At 49.4% G+C, this 23,508-nt stretch carries 17 protein-coding genes and 1 pseudogene; 14 read left to right on the top strand and 4 right to left on the bottom strand.

Annotation, left to right across the window (positions count from 1 at the left end; translation table 11 throughout):
• Nucleotides 1–10 precede the first annotated feature (10 nt).
• The 3 genes from argS to rho all read left to right on the top strand — a co-directional run bounded on the left by argS (nt 11) and on the right by rho (nt 5,127).
• Entirely contained in the window at nt 11–1,855 is a 1,845-nt protein-coding gene (gene argS / locus ACO5JD_RS05625) for an arginine--tRNA ligase (protein WP_484988310.1), read from the top strand.
• Between the two features lie 307 nt (nt 1,856–2,162).
• Entirely contained in the window at nt 2,163–2,834 is a 672-nt protein-coding gene (locus ACO5JD_RS05630) for a MarR family transcriptional regulator (protein ID WP_484988312.1), read from the top strand.
• Between the two features lie 241 nt (nt 2,835–3,075).
• Nucleotides 3,076–5,127, top strand: coding sequence for a transcription termination factor Rho (rho, locus tag ACO5JD_RS05635; RefSeq protein ID WP_484988314.1), 2,052 nt, complete (start codon nt 3,076–3,078; stop codon nt 5,125–5,127).
• A 245-nt stretch (nt 5,128–5,372) separates the two neighbouring features.
• On the opposite strand, the gene ACO5JD_RS05640 is transcribed toward rho, so the two are convergent.
• Nucleotides 5,373–5,882 (bottom strand): hypothetical protein, encoded by a 510-nt coding sequence (locus ACO5JD_RS05640; RefSeq protein ID WP_484988316.1) that lies wholly within the window; start codon nt 5,880–5,882, stop codon nt 5,373–5,375.
• Nucleotides 5,883–6,025: 143 nt separating this feature from the next.
• Nucleotides 6,026–6,469: a hypothetical protein gene (locus tag ACO5JD_RS05645; protein WP_035438731.1), complete on the bottom strand. Its 444-nt coding sequence runs from the start codon at nt 6,467–6,469 to the stop codon at nt 6,026–6,028.
• 781 nt (nt 6,470–7,250) lie between these two features.
• On the opposite strand from ACO5JD_RS05645, the gene ACO5JD_RS05650 reads away from it, so the two are divergent.
• The 8 genes and pseudogenes from ACO5JD_RS05650 to ACO5JD_RS05685 all read left to right on the top strand — a co-directional run bounded on the left by ACO5JD_RS05650 (nt 7,251) and on the right by ACO5JD_RS05685 (nt 16,938).
• Entirely contained in the window at nt 7,251–8,564 is a 1,314-nt protein-coding gene (locus tag ACO5JD_RS05650) for a hypothetical protein (protein ID WP_484988318.1), read from the top strand.
• 195 nt (nt 8,565–8,759) lie between these two features.
• A complete protein-coding gene (locus tag ACO5JD_RS05655) occupies nt 8,760–9,989 on the top strand; it encodes an ABC transporter substrate-binding protein (RefSeq protein WP_484988320.1) in 1,230 nt (409 codons plus the stop codon).
• Between the two features lie 88 nt (nt 9,990–10,077).
• The gene (locus ACO5JD_RS05660) at nt 10,078–10,953 is read left to right on the top strand and encodes a branched-chain amino acid ABC transporter permease (RefSeq protein ID WP_484988322.1); all 876 of its coding nucleotides are present in this window, start codon (nt 10,078–10,080) and stop codon (nt 10,951–10,953) included.
• 4 nt (nt 10,954–10,957) lie between these two features.
• Nucleotides 10,958–12,076, top strand: a complete 1,119-nt coding sequence (locus ACO5JD_RS05665; RefSeq protein ID WP_484988324.1) for a branched-chain amino acid ABC transporter permease — start codon at nt 10,958–10,960, stop codon at nt 12,074–12,076.
• Nucleotides 12,077–12,149: 73 nt separating this feature from the next.
• Nucleotides 12,150–12,989, top strand: a complete 840-nt coding sequence (locus ACO5JD_RS05670; protein WP_484988412.1) for an ABC transporter ATP-binding protein — start codon at nt 12,150–12,152, stop codon at nt 12,987–12,989.
• 3 nt (nt 12,990–12,992) lie between these two features.
• A complete protein-coding gene (locus tag ACO5JD_RS05675) occupies nt 12,993–13,700 on the top strand; it encodes an ABC transporter ATP-binding protein (protein WP_484988326.1) in 708 nt (235 codons plus the stop codon).
• A 102-nt stretch (nt 13,701–13,802) separates the two neighbouring features.
• Nucleotides 13,803–15,622, top strand: a pseudogene (locus tag ACO5JD_RS05680) (ABC transporter ATP-binding protein).
• An 8-nt stretch (nt 15,623–15,630) separates the two neighbouring features.
• The gene (locus tag ACO5JD_RS05685; protein ID WP_035438728.1) at nt 15,631–16,938 is read left to right on the top strand and encodes an L-cysteine desulfidase family protein; all 1,308 of its coding nucleotides are present in this window, start codon (nt 15,631–15,633) and stop codon (nt 16,936–16,938) included.
• Between the two features lie 420 nt (nt 16,939–17,358).
• Here ACO5JD_RS05685 and thrB read toward each other — a convergent pair whose 3' ends face one another.
• Together thrB and thrC are read right to left on the bottom strand one after the other, a co-directional pair.
• Entirely contained in the window at nt 17,359–18,285 is a 927-nt protein-coding gene (gene thrB / locus ACO5JD_RS05690) for a homoserine kinase (RefSeq protein WP_021626442.1), read from the bottom strand.
• Nucleotides 18,282–19,775 carry a threonine synthase gene (gene thrC, locus ACO5JD_RS05695; protein WP_484988328.1) on the bottom strand — a complete coding sequence of 498 codons (1,494 nt, stop codon included), beginning with the start codon at nt 19,773–19,775 and terminating at the stop codon, nt 18,282–18,284. The genes thrB and thrC overlap by 4 nt, the downstream gene beginning before the upstream one ends.
• Nucleotides 19,776–19,876: 101 nt before the next feature.
• Between thrC and ACO5JD_RS05700 the strand changes: the two genes are divergently transcribed.
• Genes ACO5JD_RS05700 through ACO5JD_RS05710 form a run of 3 tightly spaced genes read left to right on the top strand, consistent with a single transcriptional unit; the run spans nt 19,877 to nt 23,377 of the window.
• The gene (locus ACO5JD_RS05700) at nt 19,877–21,025 is read left to right on the top strand and encodes a homoserine dehydrogenase (protein ID WP_484988330.1); all 1,149 of its coding nucleotides are present in this window, start codon (nt 19,877–19,879) and stop codon (nt 21,023–21,025) included.
• 3 nt (nt 21,026–21,028) lie between these two features.
• Nucleotides 21,029–22,354: an aspartate kinase gene (locus ACO5JD_RS05705; RefSeq protein WP_021626439.1), complete on the top strand. Its 1,326-nt coding sequence runs from the start codon at nt 21,029–21,031 to the stop codon at nt 22,352–22,354.
• A 12-nt stretch (nt 22,355–22,366) separates the two neighbouring features.
• Complete coding sequence (locus tag ACO5JD_RS05710) at nt 22,367–23,377, top strand: aspartate-semialdehyde dehydrogenase (RefSeq protein WP_484988332.1); 1,011 nt, start codon at nt 22,367–22,369, stop codon at nt 23,375–23,377.
• Nucleotides 23,378–23,508: the final 131 nt, after the last annotated feature.

A 23,508-nucleotide genomic window follows, 5' to 3' on the forward strand; every position in this document is an offset into this window, starting at 1 on the left:
GGAGTGCAGTATGCCCGAAAAGATCGAGGAACTTATCAGGCAGGCGATTGCCGCTGCCCAAAAGGCAGGCGACCTTGCAAGCTTCGAGGTGGAAGACTGCGGAGTCGAGCGACCGGCTGACGCTGACAATGGTGATTGGACCTCGACAGTTGCGTTGCGCTCTGCTCGTCTTGCTCATGCAGCTCCCGCCAAAATTGCCGCCGCTATTGTGGCTCATATGCCCGAGGACAAGCAGGTCTCTAAGGTTGAGGTTGCAGGTCCTGGTTTTATCAATTTCTATTTCAACGCTGCTGCTAGCAACGATGTTTTCCGCGTGGTGCGTGAGGCTGGTGCTGATTGGGGCAAATCCAATGTGGGCAATGGCCTCAAGATGAATTATGAGTTTATTTCTGCTAATCCCACGGGTCCTCTGCATGTTGGTCACGGCCGTTGGGTAGCGCTTGGTGACTCAATGTGCAATATCTTTGATCACACCAACTTCAAGGTTGATCGTGAGTATTACATCAACGATCACGGCTCCCAGATGGATGTTTTTGGTAGCTCTGTTGCTACGCGTTATCTGCAACTCGTTGAGGTTATGCGCAAGGATAATGTGGACGTTGCTACCGCTCAGGCGACGCTTTTGGCAGACCGTGAAGCGTATGTCGAAGATGAGATGGACGAGCATCCCGAGCAGCATCCCTACATGGATGCCTTTAACGAGATTTTGGGTGGCAACTCCTACGGCGGCGACTACATCATTGACATTGCTCGCGAGTTTTATGAGGCTGATGGCGATAAGTGGTATGACGTTGAGCCTGAGGTACGTACCGATGAGTTCCGCGAGCGCGCCTATCAGGCCATGCTTTCCCGCATCAAGGCTACCTGCCACCAAGCACGTTGTGACCTCGATCTGTGGTTCTCCGAGCGAACTCTCTATATCAAGGATGAGACGGGCACCTCTCCTGTCGATCGTGCTTTTGCAAAGCTTGACAAGATGGGTTATCTCTACAAGACCGATGATGGCGCGCTGTGGTTTAAATCCACTGCCTTTGGCGATGACAAGGACCGCGTTCTCATCAAGAGCAATGGCGAGTATACCTACTTTGCTTCTGATGTTGCCTATCACTGGGACAAGTTCCAGCGCGATGACTACTCCATCGATCTTTGGGGTGCCGATCACCACGGCTATATTGCCCGTGTAACCAATGTCTGCGATGCCCTAGGTTACCCCGGTAAATTTGAGGTTGACCTTGGTCAGTTTGTAAACTTGCTGCGCAATGGTGAGCCTGTTCGTATGTCCAAGCGTCGCGGTACCATGGTTTCTTTCCAGGAACTGCTTGATGAGGTCGGTACCGATGCTACCCGCTACACGCTGGTTTCCAAGAGCTCAAATCAGACCATCGACTTTGATATCGAAGCCGCAAAAAAGCAGGAGTCTAGCAACCCTGTTTTCTACGTACAGTATGCTCATGCCCGCATCTGCTCTATTTTGCGTCGCGCTGCTGGTGTAAATGAGGATGAAGCTCGCGAGCTGGGCATGGATGTTGTTGCCAACAAGGCAATTGGTGCAGACTACGATCTATCTCTGCTTACCGAACCCTCTGAGGCAGCTCTTGCTCGTAAGATTTCTGAGTTCCCTGAACTTGTTGCTTCCTGCGCACGTGACCGTGCACCCTTCCGTTTGACACATTTCTGCGAGGAACTTGCTGCTTCCTTCCATGGCTTCTACCAGCATTGCCAGGTACTGCCCAGTGAGGGACGCCCAGTTGATCCTGAGCTTTCCCGTGCACGTCTGGCTGCAATTGACGCCGTTCGTATTAACCTTGCTATTGCCCTCAAGCTGATTGGTGTTTCTGCTCCTGAGGTTATGTAAGGCTGCGTAAACTGCAAAAAGCACTGCTTAAGCCCGAGGTTTACGCCTCGGGCTTTTTTACAAACAAAATCATGTGGCTTACTGCAATGTGTTTTGCTTTGCTTACAAGTGTGCCCATCCTAGACCTAACTGTTTGTGCTATGTGAATCTAATGTATTAGCAGTTCTTTACAAATATGTGAAAATCTTTATCTATATGAGTTCATATAAATTCTTTTCGCGTTAAAGTTTCAACAGGAAGTGAAGCTTCAAGCTACCAATGAGGCATAAGGGTTCATGGGGAGTGCTTTTACTGGAGGAGGTTTCTTGTGGAGGTACGTGAGTATTTGGCAATTCGCCGCGCCTACAATACCATCCGCCAGAGGTGCGATGCAGATAAGCGTCTCACATTTTCTGAATTTGCCATTGCATGCAGACTTTCTCTCTCGCCTGAGGGATTGCGTACCTCTGATATTGCTGAGTATCAGGATTGCCTGCGACCTACGATGACACACCGTACAAAACACCTTGCCGATCTCGGCTTTATTATTCGCACACAGGGCAATACTGACCGTCGCAATGTTTTGTGCTGCCTAAGCGATGATGGTGAAGAGATGGTCGCCAAGCTCTGCTCGCAAACGCGCTCTGAACTAGCACATTTACTATCCAATCGTCCAACCACTGATCATGTGCGTAAGTATGTCGACGCGATGGGCTCTGTTGATGTCATGGCTCGCGACTTAGTATTGCTTGCACTCTATGCAGAACTCGATGGTCGGGCAACTATTGGCGCTATTGTCGATGTGCTGGGATTTTTGCAGCCTACGGTGTCGATGTCTGTTTCTGCTTTGGCTCGCGATGGCTTGCTTAATCGTGACGCATCTACGCGTGGCAAATCCTCGCATCCTGTCTCTTTGACCGAAGAAGGACGTGTGGAAGCAAAGAGTCTCAATGATTGTATTGAGGCATTGACTCCTGTTCGTCGTACTCGCAGGCAGTAATTTTTCTACTTCTCAAAGGGATTCTCAAAAAAATAGTATTCTTGCCAACATTGATATAGTTGATAATGTTATGATGTAGTTAATCCGCGCATGCTTGCGCATTTAATCTTCCCCAGCAAGCACAATCAGAGTGGTTAGAACATCGACATGTATCACGTTGTAATGCAAAGCTGGGATACCCCTTTGAGATGGGTTGCTGTTGCAGTTGCTACTGCAGAGCGCCCAGGAAGGTAGTACCTGCATGGAAGAAGATATGGTTGCTGAAAAACTCGGTGAAGAAGCGCCCGTGACACAACAAAGCAGTGCTTCTACTGAGTTAGGATCTGGTGATATATCCGTCAGCACCGAAGAGACCCCCAAACCTCGTCGTAGACGTACGCGTAAAGTAGCAGCTACAGCTACAGCAGAGGCAGATCAAATTGCTTTGAATCTGGATAGCGATGCGCCTGCTACAGAGCCAGCAATAAAGCCCGTGAGGCGTCGCAGGAAGAAGGCTGTCGCTGAGACAGAAGAGGCTAAAGCGGATGCTCAGCCAGAAACGTCCGAAGCAGCACCCGCGTCCAAGCCGCGTAAAAGGCGTACGCGCAGCAGTGCAAAGGCCAAGGTAGAAGCTGCTGCTACCGAGACCCAGGGTGAAACCCCCACAGAAGTATTTACTCCCGATGAGACTCATCACACAGCTGCACCTGCTGAGCACAATACAGAAGCCGCAGCTTCACAAGCCGATGAGGTACAGCTAGCCAATTTTCAGAGCGCCAGCCAAGATACCGATTCAGAAGCTGCTATCCAAGCTAGCAATTCTGACCAATCCACCAATCCTGAGACTGCCCCTCAAGGAAACAGTGAGCCTTCAGATTCTCCTGAAACAAATGAGGCTCATGCTCCGCGTCGTCGTCACCGTGTAACGGCACGTGATCGGGACTCTGATGTGCGTCGTGATCGTACGGCAAATGTGGTAAATAATCGCAGTCGTCGTAATAACCGTCGCAACAAAAATACTCCTGATCGCACCATCGAACCCTCTCTTACTCTCGAAAGTCTTTCCGAGATGAAAGTGGCGCAGCTTCGAGAAAAAGCTGCTGAGCTGGGCGTTGATTATGTTGGTCGCCGTAAGAAAGAGCTTATCGAAGAGGTTTTTTCGACATCCGCAGCAGCAGAGGGTTTTTGCGAAGTGGATGGCGTCGTACAGATGCAGGCGGAAGGCTATGCTTTTTTGCGCACGGGCAATTTTTCTGCAGGCGATCACGATGCTTTTATCCAGCAACAAATTGTGCGTCAGTATGGTCTGCGCCCTGGTGATCGCATCAAGGGTATGGTAGGTCCTGCTCGCTCTAGCAGTAAATTCCCGCCACTGGTGCGTATTGACACCATTAATGGTAAAACACCTGAAGAGATTAAGCGTCGCCCACGTTTCCGCGATTTGACGCCGATTTATCCTAATGAGCGTCTTGTTATGGAAATGGGCAAGGATTCCACTACGGGTCGCGCGATTGATTTGGTGGCCCCCATTGGCAAGGGTCAGCGTGGATTGATTGTTTCGCCTCCTAAGGCTGGCAAGACTACCGTGCTTAAGCGTATCTGCCAGTCCATCGCGGTTAACAACCCCGAGGTTCATCTCTTTTGCTTGCTGGTTGACGAACGCCCTGAGGAAGTTACCGATATGGAGCGTTCTATTCGTGGTACGGTTGTGGCATCTACCTTTGATATGCCTGCATCTAATCACACTGCGGTGGCCGAGATGGTTATTGACCATGCAAAGCGCCTGGTAGAGCTTGGTGAAGATGTTGTTGTGGTGCTCGATTCCATCACACGTCTTGCTCGTGCCTACAATCTTGCCCAGCCTGCTAGTGGTCGTATTCTTTCTGGTGGTGTTGATTCTGCTGCGCTTTATCCGCCCAAGAAGTTCTTGGGTGCAGCGCGCAATATCGAAGGCGGCGGCTCTTTGACGATTCTTGCATCTGCTCTAGTGGATACGGGCTCAAAGATGGATGAAGTTATTTTTGAGGAGTTCAAGGGTACAGGTAATATGGAACTCAAGCTCGATCGCGATCTTGCGGATCGTCGTATCTTCCCCGCAATCGATCCGGTGGCTTCGGGTACACGTAATGAGGATTTGCTTATCGATGCACAGATTCAGCCTTTTGTCTGGGGTATCCGTCGTATTCTTGCCAATATGAACAATACCGAGCGTGCGGCAACAGCGCTGGTTAAGGGTCTTAAAGCTACCAACAACAACGAGGAGTTCTTGATTCGCTCTGCCAAAAAAGCTGCCCAGAGTGACTACCTGTCCTAGTCTGTAGCAGTTTGGCACCGCTTGTCAAAATGGTCCAAAAGGCATTCTTGCAATTACAATCAAAAAAGATTGCATTTGCTAAAGAATGCCTTGTTGGACTATTTTCAAATGATGTATAGGCATCTATTTGGGTCTTTTGTAATACTGCTGTACTACACCAACACCGGACTTTGCATTAGGATTTCGGTTGTTTCGAGCTGTTAATAGAATTAAATGAGCATCCTTTTTTCCTACCTATTATGAAATCATCCAATGTTGCAAACTAGAAGGCTCTTCCAAGTACTACTTCCATGTTTCAACTCTAGTTCTAAGTTTGCTCCTGCAGTTGCCATTGTCGTGCCCATCGCGACATAATGTGTGTAGCCTGTGTTATAAGAGAAATTATTGCTCACAATTCGTGATACTGAAGGATTTTCTCCACCTTCGTTACCGCAGCCATATCTCAACTTAGCACGAGTGACAGATACTGTATGGTCAGCAACTACCCATTTGCCTGACACACTTGTTAGAAGAACAAATCCAGACGAATTCTTCTTATACCGAATAGTTAAGTATGACTTAACTGAAATTGAATTATCATAGCGATTGGCGGAAAGAGTATATGACTGAGTTGATGTATTGTAGTTGAGATATAGGTCACTTTTGTACGTTTCCGTATGCGACACTATTTCATTCCTGTTTGCTGTTGTTTTATTTTGAATGCATTCCACTTTTGCCTCAAGGCATGTATCATCATCTTGTTGAATTATCAGCATTTTGCGAGGCTCTGGAACTCTATTTTCGTTGTTTGGATTGGTTCTCGCATAAACCAATTGGGGTGCAATGCCTGAAGCAAGTATGACTCCAATAATTAAGAAAATACATTTCTTTACTGTCTATACATAGTGTGTATAGCGCTTCATTCTGTGTTCACCTTACCTGAATTATTAGCCAATGTTCCATACAGCAAGCCAACAACCAGGCCGCCATGCTCTATTGCATAGACAACTACATCGAAGGTGGATTGAGCCAAGGGACCCGAAAGCAATGGCTTTGCTTGACTAAAATTATTTTTCAATAGAAATAACGCAATATAGAGCACTATTACGACAAGCCAAATGACGCCTTTGAGTATGTTTTTGTGTCTTGTGGCTAGCAGTGACGTTGCATGTAGTACTTTTGATGCAACAAACATTCCAATAGCACAGGTAATTATCGGCAGCGCAAATAACATGCATATAAACGAAAACCTAAAATCATAGTGAATATATGCAAAATCTCTAAAAAATATAATGTAGCATACAGTATATATACATGCAGCTGCCAAAATTATGCGAGGAAAATATTTTCGAATTGCTTCCATATTCCAACTCCAAATTTTTTGCATACCGAACACCTATGTCCAGCTAGCGTCAGCTATTGCTCACAAATTTGGAAGCAACGCAACCATATATGTCTCTACATTTGTAAAGCTTTAAGCACATAAGGTCGCGTCTTTTTATATGTTTAAGATAATTGCTGTAGAGATATGAAATGTAGGCAACAAAAACATAATCTCTCCCATCGCCATTATGACCATGCTGTTAGTCTCTCGTTTCGAGACTCATGTATAGAGTAGTACTTATTTATCGGCTTAGCTAAAACAGAAGCTGGTTTTGTACCGAGAAGTATATTTAAGGCCGCAAACGGTAGCTTTTTGGATAAATATGTCTCGAATAACCAAACTTAGCAAGTTACCCAGTGCTTACATCGTTGCAACCTGAGGTTGCAACGAAATTGATCTACCTGCTGAAATACAGAAAATTGCAGATAATTAGCCTATTTGCGGGGTATAAAAAAGGTTGCAACCTGAGATTGCAACGATTTGCGGGGTATAGAGGCCACAGCGATATTTGAGCATATGGTAAGAAACGCTGCTAGTTTTTGCATCAGAAGAGGCACTAATTTTCACAAATGACCAGCTTCATCCTTGCATTTCTTAAGATATGAATTATAGTTGCATCAAGTCTGGACTTTTTTGTCGAGATAAAACGCGACGGTACACGAAACTAAAACACAGCAAGCCGTTGCAAAAGCTGTACCAAGGCGCTTTTGCCTTAGCTTTCGTGTACCCCGCTGCACAGGTAAGCGAGCGGGGAGGAACCATGAAGTATACAACGCATTCGCCAGCTATTGTGGCCGGTCTTCTTGGTGCTGCTACAACTTCGCTTGCGAGGCCTGCTTATGCTATGGGTCGCTCTGCAGCGGCGCTCACGCTGCCCACTATGCATGCGTCGGCCGATTTTTTGATGGGTATGGCAACAGGTGCTGTTGCTTGTGGCATTGTCAGTTTTGTTATCTTTGTCATATCCGAGCAGTTAGATAGGCGAGCAGAACAGCGGCAAGCAGAACAGCGTACAAGCAAAGAATCTGTCTCGGCAGATGCAAGTTTTGCTTCTCTTACAGGAGATACGTGTGCTGGTATGCCTGTTGTTTTGGATGTAGTTTCTGAAGCTGCACAGGATAAGGTAGATGACCAGGCAGAAGCTTCAGCAACGGCTACTGCAAAAGGCTCAGCTGATATCCCTGGAGCGCACGTTGCTACCGACTATGCAGATATTGCCGAAAATTATGTTGAGAAACTTAGCTGGAGACAGCGCATGACTTCTCGCGCTGCAGGTGTCAAGGCTATGCTCACTCAGCGTCTAGGTCAGGACATGTTGCAGGATGTGCCTGTGATTACGCGCGCCGATGGCAGTGTGGGTGATGTGGGTACTGGTTGGTGGGATGCTGCTATGGCAGCAAACCTTCGTCGAGACAAGTTTGTGCTTGCAGCTGAAAAAGACTTTGATGCCACTTTGGCTCATCGTCATGTATCGCCAGCAACATCTGAGGTCCCCCAGCCTGCAAAACCGCATGTAAACCCCACGGTAGTGTCCAATACGCAGTCTGTTTCGCGCGCCGATCAGATTCGCTGCCGCATACCTGAAGTCGATTTGGGAATCTATCCTGAACACCGCAATTTTGCTTGCGTGGATAATACTGAAGATTTGTGGAATCAGGCCATGACGGCCATGGAAGCTCGTGATACCGAGCCTGCAACTGCAGCAGGTACCCCAAGTGATGAATTAGATCCTTCTACCTTGCATGCGCCCGATACGCCTACAGCAGTGCTACCCTTCCGTCCTGTTGCTGGTCATCCCGAGGTGGTGGACAAGTCCAGCTACGTAGATTATCTGCTTCGCCAAGAAATTGAGAATAACAGCTCCGATGCGGTCAAGCGCAGCTCTCGCGATTACCTTCGCGTGCTTGAAGGTGGATCTATGTCTTCGGCACCGACGTTGTTTAATATCGCCCGTACAGAGCATGCAAAGAGCAACTATGTACCCAAGCATATGGCAGGCGTTGCAAAAGATGCAGAAAATGAGGCCGTCAAGTCCCAAGAAGAAAGTGTTTACCGTTTTGCAAACGAGGCATAGACCAGCAGTTTAGCTGCTTCTAGCCAAATTTAGGCACTTATATTTCTAAATAAACAGTTTAGTGTTACAGACTAAAAAATTGATGCCATCCTGTATTGGGGTGGCATCGTGTTCCCTCTAGAGTGTGGTAAGCCCAAATTGCGTAGGGAGGAGCTTTACGCAATTTGAGAAAGTTCAACAGAAGGGGGACCGATTATGAAGACAAATCTGACGCGCCGGAACTTTCTGGGCACCATTGGTATTGCTACTGCTGGTCTAGCTCTCGCTGGTTGCGGCAACTCTGGTAGTGCTGGCTCTGGGGATTCAGGCGAAAAGGCAAAGAGTCAAATTGAGGGACCCAAGGGTTCGTTTAAGGTTGGCAATATCGGTCCTTTGACTGGTGCAGCTGCAATTTATGGCACTGCTACGGACTGGGGTGCACAGGTTGCAGTAAACGAAATCAACAAGGCTGCTGGTGACGTGACCTTCTCCTATAACTGTCAGGATGACACACACGTTGCTGAGACTTCGGTCAATGCTTACAACAATCTCAAGGATTGGGGTCTTCAGATTCTTGTTGGTACCACGACCACCGCTCCTTGCGTGGCAGTTTCTGACAAGACAAACAAGGATAATATCTTTGAACTGACGCCTTCTGCATCCTCTGTTGATGTTGTCGGTGAGGGTTCAAGTCGCAAATCCAATGTGTTCCAGATGTGCTTTACCGATCCCAACCAAGGCAAGATTTCCGCAGATATGGTTGCTCAAAAGAAGCTTGGTACCAAGATTGCAATCCTGCACGATCAGGGTGATACCTACTCCACTGGCTTGCACGATGGTTTTGTTGAGGAAGCAAAGAACCAAGGTCTTAAGATTGTTGCTGATGAGTCTTTTGACTCCAATAACAATACTGACTTTACGTCTCAGCTGGGTAAGTTTAAGGATGCGGGTGCAGAAGTTGTCGTTATGCCCTTCTATTATCAGCAGGGCGGCCTTGTGCTTCAGCAGGCAAAAGATAATGGCTATGAATTTAAGTTCGTCGGCATGGACGGCATGGATGGCATCCTGCAGCAGGATGGTTTTGACGCCAGCGTTGCTGAAGGTCTCTACCTCATTACGCCGTTCACTGCTGACTCTGAGGATGAGAATACTCAAAAGTTTGTCGATGCCTTCTCCAAGCTCTCTGATGGTGTTAAGCCCAATCAGTTTGCTGCAGATGCCTATGACTGTGTTTATGCAGTTAAGCAGGCCATTGAGGCATCTGGAGCTACGTCGGATATGTCTGCATCCGACATCTGCGATAAGCTTGTAGCAAGCTTTACGGCAAAGGACTTTAAGTTTACTGGTCTGACTGGTGCTGATATGACTTGGAGTGAGGATGGTACGGTCTCCAAGGTTCCTCAGTGCTACGTTATTAAGGACGGCAAGTATCAGGTAGTTGCCTAAAGTCCGACATTGAGTGCAAGGACAGGACGGAGGCGGCTATGGCCACCTCCGCCTTGTTGTTAGGTACGAGTGAGAAGGGGCGCGTTACATGCAATTCTTGTCCACCCTTATAAATGGACTGTCGCTCGGCAGTATTTATGCCGTTATTGCTCTGGGCTATACCATGGTCTATGGCATCGCGCGTATGCTGAACTTTGCCCATGGCGACATTATCATGGTTGGAGCCTATATTTGCTTCTTTATGATGGGCCTGTTTGGACTGCCACCACTGTTGGCAGTACTCATTTCCATTGTAGGTTGCACGCTGCTTGGCATTGTTATCGAGCGTCTTGCTTACAAGCCACTGCGTAATGCTCCTTCGCTTGACGTACTGATTACTGCTATTGGCGTATCTTATTTTTTGGAAAACGGTGCGCTGTTGCTCTTTGGTTCCAATCCTAAGGTGTTCAAGTCAGTCGTACCTTTTGGTCCCTTGCAAATTGGAAGTCTTACCATCAAGTCCACAGCACTTGTCTCCATTGTGGTCTGCGCTATTGTTGCTGTTGCGCTGACGCTCTTTACACAGCGGGGCAAAATGGGCAAAGCAATGCGTGCTGTCTCCGAAGATAAGGGTGCCGCTCAGCTTATGGGCATCAATGTTAACAAGACCATCTCGCTCACCTTTGCTATTGGTTCTGGCTTGGCTGCAGTAGCCGGCGTTTTGCTCTGCTCGTCTTATCCTACGCTGTATTACATGACGGGCTCCATGCCTGGTATCAAAGCCTTTATTGCTGCAGTTATTGGTGGCATTGGCTCGATTCCTGGTGCGTTTTTGGGTGGTCTTATTTTGGGTGTCATTGAGATGTTTGCTCGTACCTACGTCTCTACCAAGTTCACTGACGCTATCGTTTTTGGCGTATTGATTGTTGTGCTGTTGGTTCGACCTGCTGGCCTTTTGGGCAAGCCTGTGAACGAGAAGGTGTAGCCCTATGGAATACAAAATGTCTCGATCTTTGCGTTCAAATCTCATTACCTATGGCATCGTTGTGCTGTTCTTTGTTGTCTGTGAGATTTTGATTGCAACACATATCCTGTCTTATTCGCTCCAAGGCCAGCTGGTGCCTATCTGTGCGTATGTATGCATGGCAATTTCACTCAATCTGGTTGTTGGTATTTCTGGCGAACTTTCGCTGGGACATGCTGGATTTATGAGTATTGGTGCATTTTCTGGTGTAGTTGCTGCTGCCATCGTGGAGGGAGTGGCAGGCAATGAGCCTGCAATTCTTGTAATCTCGATGCTTGTCGGCGGATTGCTTGCCGGCGTTATGGGTTTCTTGATTTCTATTCCTGTTATGCGCCTACACGGTGACTATCTGGCCATTGTTACCCTAGCCTTTGGCGAGATTATCAAGAATATCTTGAACAATCTTTATGTAGGGATGGATGAGAGTGGTTTGCACCTCAGTATGAATAGTGAGAGTTCGCTACATATGTCTCAGGCAGGCAAAGTTTTGCTTGCGGGTCCTAAAGGTGCAGTTGGCGTTAATACAATTGCAAGCTTTATCGTGGGCATCTTGTTGGTACTGTTTTGCCTTTTTGTAGCACTTAACCTCATTAATAGCCGTTCTGGTCGTGCAATTCTCGCTGTCCGTGATAATCGCATTGCGGCGGAGGCCTGCGGTATCAATTCGATGAAGTACCGTATGATGGCCTTTGTGGTTTCGGCGGTGCTTGCTGGTATGGCAGGTGCACTCTATGGTCTGAACTACTCAAGCTTTATCCCCAGCAAATTTGATTTCAACAATTCCATCATGGTGCTGGTGTTTGTTGTTTTGGGCGGTATTGGCAATATCCGTGGTGGCATGATTGCAGCAGCAGTGCTGACCGTGCTTCCCGAAGCCCTGCGTTTCCTGTCTACGTACCGTATGCTGATTTACTCTGTCGTGCTGATTGCCGTTATGCTTATCTCCAACAACGAGCAGGCACGTATGGTACTGCGTAGATTCAAAAACCATTTCAAAAAGAGCCGCAAAAAGAAGGTTGCTCCTCAGGTAGCTGTTGCAGGGGCTGGTGCTGCGAGCGCAAAGGAGGATGGCGCCAATGACTAAGGAAGAAAAGCAGGTCGTGTCAGCTCCCGAGAGCCAGCAGTCTGGTATCAAAGCTCGTCGTGTTAATACCAAGATGGTGCCTTTGCCTTCGACCTCTATTGTGCCCGAGCGCGACCTCGGTAAAGAACCCATCCTCGAATGTCGCCATTTGGGCATTGACTTTGGTGGTCTGCATGCTGTTGAGGATTTTGATATTGCTGTAGGTCGTACTGAGATTGCCGGTCTTATTGGTCCTAACGGCGCAGGCAAAACGACCATCTTTAACTTGCTGACTAAGGTCTACCAGCCCACACGGGGTACGATTTTGTTGGATGGTCAGGATCTCAACAATATGAGTGTTCCCAAGGTCAATCAGTCGGGCATTGCTCGTACTTTCCAGAACATTCGCCTCTTTTCCAACCTATCGGTTGAGGATAACGTGCGTATTGGCCTGCACAATCAGGTGAAGTGTTCGATGCTCAATGGCATCTTCCGTACGCCACAGTTTTTCAAGAGCGAAAAAGCCTTCCATAAGCGCGCACTTGAACTGCTTGATGTGTTTGATATGGCCGATCTTGCCCAGGTTTCTGCGGGTTCTTTGCCCTATGGTGCTCAGCGTCGTCTTGAGATAGTCCGCGCTCTTGCAACCGAGCCCAAGCTTCTGTTGCTTGATGAGCCTGCGGCAGGTATGAATCCCTCCGAGACCTCTGACTTGATGGACAGCATTCTCAAGATTCGTGATGAGTTCCAGATTGCCATTATGTTGATTGAGCACGACATGGATCTTGTTATGGGCATCTGCGAAGGCATTGCTGTTTTGAACTACGGCAAGATTATTGCCAAGGGTACGCCCGAAGAGATTCAAAACAATCCCGAGGTTATCGAGGCTTATTTGGGTGTTCAAACCGATGCCTCTGCAGAGAAGGAGGCCTAAGCTATGGCATTGCTTTCCGTGCGAGATATGCATGTGTACTACGGCTCGATCCATGCCATCAAGGGTATCTCCTTTGACGTTGAGGAAGGTGAGGTTGTTACCCTTATTGGCGCTAATGGAGCAGGCAAATCCACCACGCTCAAAACGGTTTCGGGTTTGATGGTGCCACGTGCAGGTGAGATTGAGTTTGCAGGGGAGTCTATTGCAGATGTTCCAGCAAATGAGTTAGTTCCCAAAGGTTTGGCGTTGTGCCCTGAGGGTAGGTCTCTTTTCCAGGCTATGAGCGTAGAAGAAAATCTCGAGATGGGCGGCTATACTCGTCCCAAAAACGAAGTCGCCGACGATATGGAGCGTGTCTTTGCTATTTTTCCACGTTTGAAGGAACGTCGTCGTCAGATTGCAGGTACGCTTTCGGGTGGTGAGCAGCAGATGGTTGCCATGGGGCGTGCCATGATGAGCCGCCCACGTCTGCTCATGCTCGACGAACCTTCGATGGGCTTGGCACCTATTCTCGTGCAGGAGATTTTCAATATTATTCGCCGTTTGCACGATGACGGAACTACCGTGCTTTTGGTTGAACAGAACGCTCAGATGGCACTTTCTGTTGCTGATCGCGCTTATGTTCTTGAGACGGGTCATATCGCGATGGATGGTCCTGCTTCTGAACTTGCTGCGGATGATCGTGTGCGCAAAGCTTATCTGGGAGGTTAATCGCGCTTGCGCTGTGTGTTGCTGGAGTGTAAGCGCTGCTTGAGTTTACGACAAATGGGTAGGATTCCCCTCAACTGATACTTTGTTGAGGGGAATTTTTATATGTCACAACGCAAACAGGGCAAACTTGACCCTACAATTACGCGTCGCACCTTACAGCGCTTTTGGGATGTAACCAAGAAAATGCCTGGTATCACGACTCTTTCAGTGATTTCTTCTGCAGGCTATATCGTGCTTCTAACCTTTATTAACACCTATGTGATGGGCTTGGTGGTTGACCGCGTACAACAAGGTCAGGTAGCGCCAGATCAGGTATGGCAGGTTTTTGGACCATATATTGCCGCTTTGGTGCTTGTTAATGCTGTGGGCCAGGTGCTTTCAAAGTTGCAGGATTACAGCGTCTATAAACTTGAAATCAATGGCAATTATCGGCTCTCACGTCTGTGTTTTGGTACGCTTTCCAACCAGTCTATGACTTTCCACAACGGGCGTTTTGGTGGGGCGTTGGTGAGCCAAACAAGCCGCTTTACCTCAGGTTATACGGGACTTGTGGATGTAGTGGTTTATTCGCTTATTCCAAAGGTTGCGTCCATCATTTGCACCATCGTGATGCTTGCCCCGCTGGTGCCTCTTTATGTGGTTATCCTCTTCATCACGCTCGTGATTTATGTCACCATTGCCTATAAGCTTTATAAGGGGATTTTGCCGCTTTCCGAAGCGAGTTCATCTGCACAAAACCGTCTCTCTGGTGTGCTTTCTGATGCGGTAACCAATATTCTTGCAGTCAAGACAAGCGGTCGTGAGGACTTTGAACGCGAGCTTTTTGTTGCAGCCGATAGGGATGCACGTGGAGCCCAGACAGCAACCATGCACGCTATGCTTGCCCGCGGCTTTACTACGAGCGCCTTGATTACAGCAATCATGACCATTGCTTCGATTTTTGTAGCTGGCGGCAATGCTTGGTTTGGCATTTCTGCAGGTACATTGGTGATGATTTTTACCTATACCTACAACCTCACCATGCGCGTGAACTACTTCAATTCGATGATGACGCGTATCAATAATTCTCTGGGCGATGCAGCTGAGATGACACGTGTGCTAGATGAGCCTCTACTGGTTGCAGACGATGAGGATGCTCGTCCTCTCAAGGTTGGTGAAGGCGCTATCGACTTTAGTCATATTGGTTTTGCTTATCCTGATGCGCCGGCAGGAGAGAAGGTCTTTACAGACCTGTCACTGCATATTTTGCCGTACAACGCGTTGGTTTGGTGGGACGCTCCGGCTCGGGCAAGACGACCCTGACCAAATTATTGCTGCGACTAGATGACGTGCAAGATGGGCAGGTTCTGGTAGATGGCCAGGATGTCTCTCATTGCACGCAGCAAAGCTTGCGTTCACAGGTTGCCTATGTGCCTCAGGAGCCGCTGCTATTTCATCGAACGGTTAGAGACAATATTGCTTATGGCAAGCCTGATGCAAGTGATGAGGAAATTCGTCAAGCTGCCGAGCAGGCCAATGCGATGGAGTTTATTGAGCGCCTACCACAGGACCTAGATACTATGGTGGGCGAGCGCGGAGCCAAACTTTCGGGCGGTCAACGCCAGCGTGTGGCTATAGCACGTGCAATTTTGGTTGATGCACCTATCTTGGTGCTTGATGAGGCAACGTCTGCGCTGGACTCCGAGAGTGAGGCGTTGGTGCAAGGAGCGCTGGAAAATCTTATGCGTGGGCGTACCGCAATTGTTGTTGCTCACCGTTTGTCCACAGTTGCTGCTCTTGACCGCATAGTTGTGCTCGCTGACGGCAAAATTGTGGAGGATGGTACACACGCCGAGCTTACAGCCGCTGGTGGCGAGTATGCTGGTCTGTGGTCGCGACAGACGGGCGGTTTCCTCGAAGGAGATGGGGAGACAAGCGAGTAGGAGGAATGATGACAACGCAGGCTTTGCCCGACTTTCTTGGTATGCTCAAAAATGAGGTCATGCCCGCTCAGGGTTGCACCGAGCCTATTGCGGTTGCTTTTGCCGTATCGGTTGCATCCGAGCAGTTGAGCTGCAATCCTGCAGACATCAAAGAAATTCACCTGCTGCTTTCTGCCAATATCATCAAAAATGCCTTGGGCGTTGGTATTCCTGGTACTGGTGCCGTGGGTATTGAAATTGCGGCTGCCTTGGGTGCGGTAGTGCGACGTTCTGACGCACGCCTAGAAGTTCTGGCCAATTTTGCTTCCGAACAGTTGGAACTTGCACGTCAGATGGTTGCCGAAGAACGTATTCAGGTAGAGCAAAAAGCTACCGACGAGCAACTCTTTATCGAGGCGCAGCTCAAATCTGTGACAGGTGAGACAAGCCGTGCAGTTGTGGTGCGCGATCATACCAATGTGGTGCGTATCGAGCACAATGGTGAGGTGATTTGTGATAAGCCTCTGAGCGTAAGCAGTGCTTCTGATGCGGGTACAGGTCTGACTATCAAGAATATCTATGACTTTGCTACGAGTGTTGATGCTGCTGATATCGCTTTTTTGCTTGAATGTGTTCCATTGAATACGGCTGTGAGCAAAGAAGGCCTTTCGGGTGGCTATGGTCTGCGTGTGGGTGAAAAGATTGCCTCAGGTACGAGTGGCAGTAGCTCAATGCTGCTTAACAATATTGCTCTGCGTATCATGGCGGCAACAGCTGCAGGCAGCGATGCCCGTATGGCTGGTTGTCAGCTGTCGGTAATGACGGTGGCGGGGTCAGGCAATCAAGGTATTGCTTGTACGGTGCCGGTGATTGAGCTGGCGCGCGAGTTGGGTTCCAGTGACGAGGAACTATCGCGTGCGCTTGCGATTTCTGAGCTGGTGGTATGTCATCTCAAGGAGTATATGGGCAGGTTGTCTCCGCTTTGTGGTTCGGGAATCGCTGGTGGTACAGGTGCTTGCTGTGGTATGACCTACTTGCAAGGCGGTACCGAAGCTCAGCTTGAAGCAGCAGTTAACAATATGATTGCCATGCTTCAAGGTATGATTTGCGATGGTGCCAAAGCTACTTGTGCGCTCAAGATTGCTGCAGGTACCAACGCTGCGGTGCATTGCTCTGCTTTGGCTTTGGCGGATATTTCGCCTTCGAGCTTGGATGGCATTGTCTTTGATGATGTGGAGGATACCATTCGCAATATTGGTACCTTTGTGCGAGAAGGCATGCAGCATACCGATGAGACGATACTTTCCATCATGCTCAATAAGCAGCTTGGTAATTAGCCTGTCAAACCTGCGTCGTGTTGCTTGCTTCACGTCCCGCAAGGCGGCTCAAAAGCGCCTCCCAGCCTCTGCAAACGGTTCAATACCGTCCCACGTCTCTGCAAACGGTTCAAAACCGTCGCTCTGCTTCCACAAAAGCACTGCTTACTTTTTGCACTGCTCAATTTTTTACTGAGGGTGCTTTATGAACCCGTTGTCTTCCATTTAATGCAGACGGTTCAAAACCGTACCAAACGGCTCGAGAAACCCAGATAAAATTGGCGTAAGGGCGCATATTGAACCCGATGTGGGCAAAAGGGCGCACCCCCATGCCCAGGTAAAAATTACCGCAAGGGTGCTTTTTGAACCGCCTACGAGAGAAAGGGTGCATTATGAACCGCCTGCATGGGCGTATGGCAGCACGAGCGATGGCCCACTGGGCTAGCCGGCGAGAATTTTCAAACCAGTTTTGCAGGCTTGTAGAGTCTCGATTCGCAGGCCGCGACGTGCTCCTTCTGCGGCAGAAACGCTTTCCATTGTGGCAAGCATGCGTCTGACCCCAGCAGCTTTCTGCTCGTTTTTGCAGATAGCAAGCATGGTTGCACCCGAACCCGAAATTACAAAAGCCGAAGCTCCCGAACTAAGTGCCGCCGAGCGCAAAGCTTCGTAATCAGGAATCAAGCGTGCGCGATAGGGCTCGTGCAACTTATCATGCGCACAGGCAGCAAGTAGCTCCGCGTCGCCCGTCTCGAGTGCTCGCACCATAGCAACACAGCGGCCCGTCTGCCAGACGGCTGTTGCCATGGGTACCTCCGCTGGTAGCACGCGCCGTGCCTCGGCGGTACGCACCTCGTAAGGCGGCACAATAGCAACAAAGCGTAGTTCCTCAGCGACGTCAAAACGCTGAGTCCATACACGTCCCGCATTGCTAAAGGAGCAAACCAAACCTCCCAAAACGGCGGGTGCCACATTGTCCGGATGTCCTTCCAACGAACTTGCCATCTGAATGATGCGTTCTCGATCTAAACTCAAGCCCGACAGCGCATAAGCAGCAGCAATACCAGCCACAATACAAGCAGAACTTGACCCCAAACCCCCCGCCAGAGGAATAGGGGAGTCAATAGTGATGTTAAGCAACTCCTCGATAATCCCCAGTTCAGAGCAGGTGTGGCAGTACGAGGTCCATACCAGATTGTCAGCACCACAAAAACGAGACTCGCAACCTTCGATATGCAGCTGACCGTCAGTGCTTGGCACAAAGGTAAAGGTTGCCATCATATCGAGAGCAAGGCCCAAGCAGTCAAAGCCGACACCCACATTGGCAGAAGTTGCGGGGACTTGGATTTTTAGCGCGCGGGGTTCACTCATGACAACAACCTTTCTGCCGTGTGCTCAATGTAACTGTTCATCTGCTCGCGTTCGCAGAGGTCAAGGTGGCGTTCAGGTAGTTGTTTGAGTTCGGCAAGCTGGTGTGGTGCGGGTACATCCGTGAATTTTTGTAAGGCTTGCATGCATTCAAATCCATCCAAGCCTTCTGTGCTTTGCCCCAGTGCCTCAAGGACAGAGGCGGGGAACTTATAAGGATTGGCGGTGGAGAGACAAACGCGAGGAATGCCTTCGTCGCGAGGCTGCTTGCGAAGCACATGCATCGCAACAGCGGTATGCGTATCCAAGAGCACTTGGGATTCTTCCCAAATATCACGTATGGTTGCTTGCGTCTCTTCATCTGTAGCGCGACCGCAGGCAAAAAGCTCGTGCAGGCGGTGAAGCAGAGCTTCAGGCAGCTCGTAGGATCCCTCTTGCTCCAGGCGGTCCATGAGCTCAGATACTAGTTTGGTATCCCCCTCAGATAGGTAATAGAGCAGACGCTCAAGGTTGGAGGACACAAGGATATCCATCGAAGGCGAGAGACTCTTTTCAAAGGGGCGCAGGCGGTCATAGCGACCAGTCGAGATGAAATCAAAAAGCACATCATTGATGTTGGACGCTACGATGAGGCGCGATATAGGTAGTCCCAAGAGTTTGGCATAATAACCTGCAAGCACATCACCAAAATTGCCTGTAGGTACACAGAACTCCACAGAATCACCTAGTTGAATGACAGCTTTGTCAATGAGTTGCTTGTATGCTGAGAAGTAATAGACCACCTGAGGCACCAGGCGACCTATATTAATGGAGTTTGCGCTGGATAGAGCAATGTTCTTCTGGGATAGACGCTCGGCAAGCTTTTGGTCGGCAAAGATATGTTTGACTTCGGTCTGAGCATCATCAAAGTTGCCGTGTATACCACAGACGGCCACGTTGCGGCCACGCTGGGTGACCATTTGTAAACGCTGTACGTCGGATACGCCACCATCTGGATAAAAGACTGCAACTCCTGTGCCAGCTACATCCGCAAAACCCTCAAGGGCTGCCTTGCCCGTATCCCCTGATGTTGCTGTCACAATCATGATCTGCTTGTCATCATGTGCATCTTTGCGTGCGACTGACATGAGACGAGGCAGCATTTGCAGCGCTACATCTTTGAAGGCGCAGGTGGGGCCATGCCAGAGCTCTAACATCCACATGTCGCCTACAGGTACTAAAGGAGTAATGACAGGTGTGTCAAAACGCTTGCCGTAAGCCGCTGTCACGCAATCTGCAATTTCTTCTTTACTAAAGTCGGGAAGCAGCAACCCCAATACACGACAAGCAAGGGCGTGATAGTCCTCCGTACATGCCGCCGCGAGGTCAATTTTGAGATTCTTGAGGGAATCTGAGACATACAGACCCCCATCTGGAGCAATTCCGGCAAGAATAGCTTGCTTACTTGTTACAGAGGGCTCAATGGAGCGTGTGCTGTGATACAAACGTGCCAAGATGGGCTCCTAGCTCTTCGTGGGTCTGTGCCTTGTAGCTATCATAGAACTGCAAACGTGCTTATGCGAAAGCGTAAACACAAACGAAAGATAGGAATGAGATGAACATCGCTCTTTTAGGATGTGGCACCGTGGGTAAAGGTGTCGACGAGATTTGTAAGAGTCTTCCCGATATCAGGGTAACGCGCATTCTCGAGCTGCCCGACCGCCTAAGCGATCCGCGTATGACCTCCAATTATGAGGACATTTTGGCAGATGACAATGTGGATGTGGTGCTGGAATGCATGGGCGGCATTGAGCCTGCGCATAGCTTTATCGTGCGCGCACTCAAGGCGGGAAAACCTGTGGTGACTTCCAACAAAGCTGTTGTGGCTGCGTATTTGAACGAGTTTGTGGAGCTAACGCAGACTACAGGCGTGCCACTACTCTGCGAGGCTGCTGTAGGTGGTGGTGTGCCATGGCTGTCCTCAATTCGCAACGCTCGTCGTATTGATGAGATTTCTGCTGTGTCGGGCATTATGAATGGCACGACCAATTACTTGCTTACTTCTCTTGAGATGGGTGATGCCAGCTTTGATGAGGTGCTTGCCGAAGCGCAGCGTTTAGGCTATGCAGAAGCAGATCCGTCCGCAGATATCGATGGTATTGATGTCCGCAACAAAATTATTATTTCTTGTCTTGCCGCCTTTGATGCGGTTTGTTCTGCCGAGCAGGTCTGCACCACAGGTATTCGTTCTCTTAAAAGCAGTGATGTGGCTCTTTTTGCGGTCCACGGCCGTCGCGTCAAATTGATGGGTCGAGCAATGCGCAAAGGGCAGCGCTACGCCGCCGTTGTCGAGCCCGTGGCGTTACCCCAGACGGCAACCGAGGCCAACGTTCCTGCCAACTTTAATATTCTGTCGCTCACAGGCACCACGGTAGGTGAGCTAAAATTCTACGGTCAGGGCGCTGGTTCTCTGCCTACGGGCAACGCAATGGTGCAGGATGTCCTTGATTACATGGCGGGGGAGCGTCCCAACTTTGCAATATGCGATGAGATGAGTTTTGATGCAGATCTTCTGCTGGGTGATTATGTATTGCGCTGTGATGGCGCTGCTGCTATGGCGGCCAAAGAAGGTTGGAAGGCCTACGGTGCTGACGCTTGGCTTATCAAAAATATCAACCCTGTTTGTGCAAGCGAGCTTTTGGCGAAGGCTCGCGAGATTGACCCCGAGGCGCTCATCTTTTCGCGCCCTAGGAAGGACGCCTAGTTCATGATTAAGGTTGCAAAATTTGGCGGGTCCTCGGTCGCAAGCGCCGAGCAGTTTCGCAAGGTAAAAAGCATTATCCAAGCCGATCCTGACCGCCGTTTTGTGGTGGTATCGGCAGCGGGCAAACGTTTTTCGGATGACAATAAAATTACCGATTTATTGCTGCTTGCCAATGCACACATTCAGTACCATGTGGATTCTCAGCCGTTGCTCTCCCAAATCGAGCAACGCTTTGTTGAGGTTGCAAAGTCGCTGGATCTCAAGTATCCAGTAGCCGAGAAGTTCGAGGAGTTTTCCTCGGTGGTAACTTCGCTGTCGCCCGAATATATCGTGAGTCGCGGTGAATTTTTTACGGGACAGTTGATGGCTGAGTATCTAGGACTGCCTTTTGTAGATGCCTCGGACACGATTGTTTTTCATCACGATGGTACGGTGGACTTTGAACGTACGGCAATTCGTGTAAAAGAAGCAGCTCAGCGCAATCCGCGTGGCTTTGTACTGCCAGGTTTTTATGGTTGCACAGTTGACGGTACGGTCAAGCTCTTTCAGCGTGGCGGCGGAGATATTACCGGTGCTGTGCTTGCTCGCTGTCTCGAAGCAAACGTCTATGAAAACTGGACAGATGTGCCGGGCTTCTTGTCTGCCGATCCACATATTGTTGATATGCCGCGTGCGATTCATCGTATTACCTTTGATGAGATGCGCGAGCTTTCTTATATGGGCGCTACGGTGCTGCAGGAAGATTCAATTTTCCCGGTGCGTGAGGCCAATATTCCCATCCAGATTAAAGACACTAATTCGCCTGACCGCAAAGGCACAACTATTCGTGAGACGGCCGAAGAGCGTGAGGTTGAACACCTCATTACGGGCATCGCTGGTCGCAAGGATTTTACAGCAGTACATATCCAGAAGACGCATATGTCCGACAAGGTGGGCGTAGTGCGTTCTGCTTTATCAGTATTTGAGCGTTACGGCGTTTCGATAGAGCATCTGCCGACAGGCGTTGACTCCTTTGGCATTGTGGTGAATAGCGCCGATGTAAAGGACAAGATTTACCCCATCATCACCGATTTGCGTCGCGAGGTGGCACCCGATGATATTACGGTGACCGACAAACTAGCCCTGATTTCCATTGTGGGCCGCAATCTGCGTCGCCGTCCTGGCTCGTCAGGCCTTATCTTCGGCGTATTGGGCAAGGCAGGTATCAATATTCGCCTGATTACTCAGAGCTCACAGGAGATTTCGATTATTGTCGGCGTAGACAACGATGACTTTGAGCGTGCAATTCGCGTAATGTATGACGGCTTTGCTGCGCACGAAAAAGTTTAGGTGGGAGTTAGTATGAGCGGAAAAACAGTTGCTATTCTGGGCGCAACTGGTGTGGTGGGTACGCAGATGCTGAAGTGTTTGGAAGAGCGTGATTTTCCCGTTAGCCGCTTGGTGCCGCTTGCGAGTGCGCGTTCGGTAGGTCGTACGGTGGTATTCCATGACAAGCAGATTCCGGCCGTTCTCGCGGCTCCTGAGGCCTTTGAGGGCGTTGATATTGTACTGGGAGCTGCAGGTGATGATATCGCTCGCGAATTGCTGCCTGAGGCAGTAGTTCGCGGTGCTGTGTGCGTTGATAATAGCCATGCTTTCCGCATGGATGCCGATGTGCCGCTGGTGATCCCCGAAATTAATGCAGCAGATGCCAAAAACAACAAAGGTATTATCTCCAATCCCAACTGCGCCACGATTATCGGCCTTGTGCCTACCTGGCCCTTACATCAGCAAGCGGATTTAAAGCGCATGGTAGTCTCGACCTATCAAGCGGCATCTGGTGCAGGTATGCCTGGCTTGAGGGAGCTTGAGCGTGAGATGGAGGCAGTGGCTGCAGGTAAGTCTGTGGGTAGTACGGCTCCGTTTGCGCATCAGTTGGCGGCCAACCTCATTCCTCAGATTGGTTCTGAGAAGGAGGCAGGCTATACCAGCGAAGAGATGAAGATGCTCTACGAGGGTCGCAAGATTATGCATTTGCCTGAGCTGCGTGTGAATTGCACCTGCGTGCGTGTGCCTGTTATGCGTTCGCATTCCGAGTCAATCACAGCGGAGTTTGAGCATCCCATTTCGGTGGATGAGGCGCGCGAGATTTTGGCTTGTGCTCCTGGTGTACGTGTGGTGGATGATTTGGCGGCAGCTGAATATCCTATGCCGCTTGAGACATCCGACCAGGACCTTATCTATGTGGGTCGTATCCGTCGTGATCTCTCGGCGCCTGATGGCGTGAATGCGCTGACCTATTGGGTGTGTGGCGATCAAATTCGCAAGGGTGCGGCTACTAACGCCGTTCAGATTGCCGAGCAGCTCTTGTAGGTTTGAGCAGTTGTGTTCTAAACCAGCCGTCGATCGCCTATATGCGAGCTAAATCGTTGCAACCTCAGGTTGCAACGCGACGCATCTACCAGGCAATTCTTAGAAAATTACTGGTAGATAGGGGTAAGAAA

Source organism: Olegusella sp. (assembly GCF_057238325.1).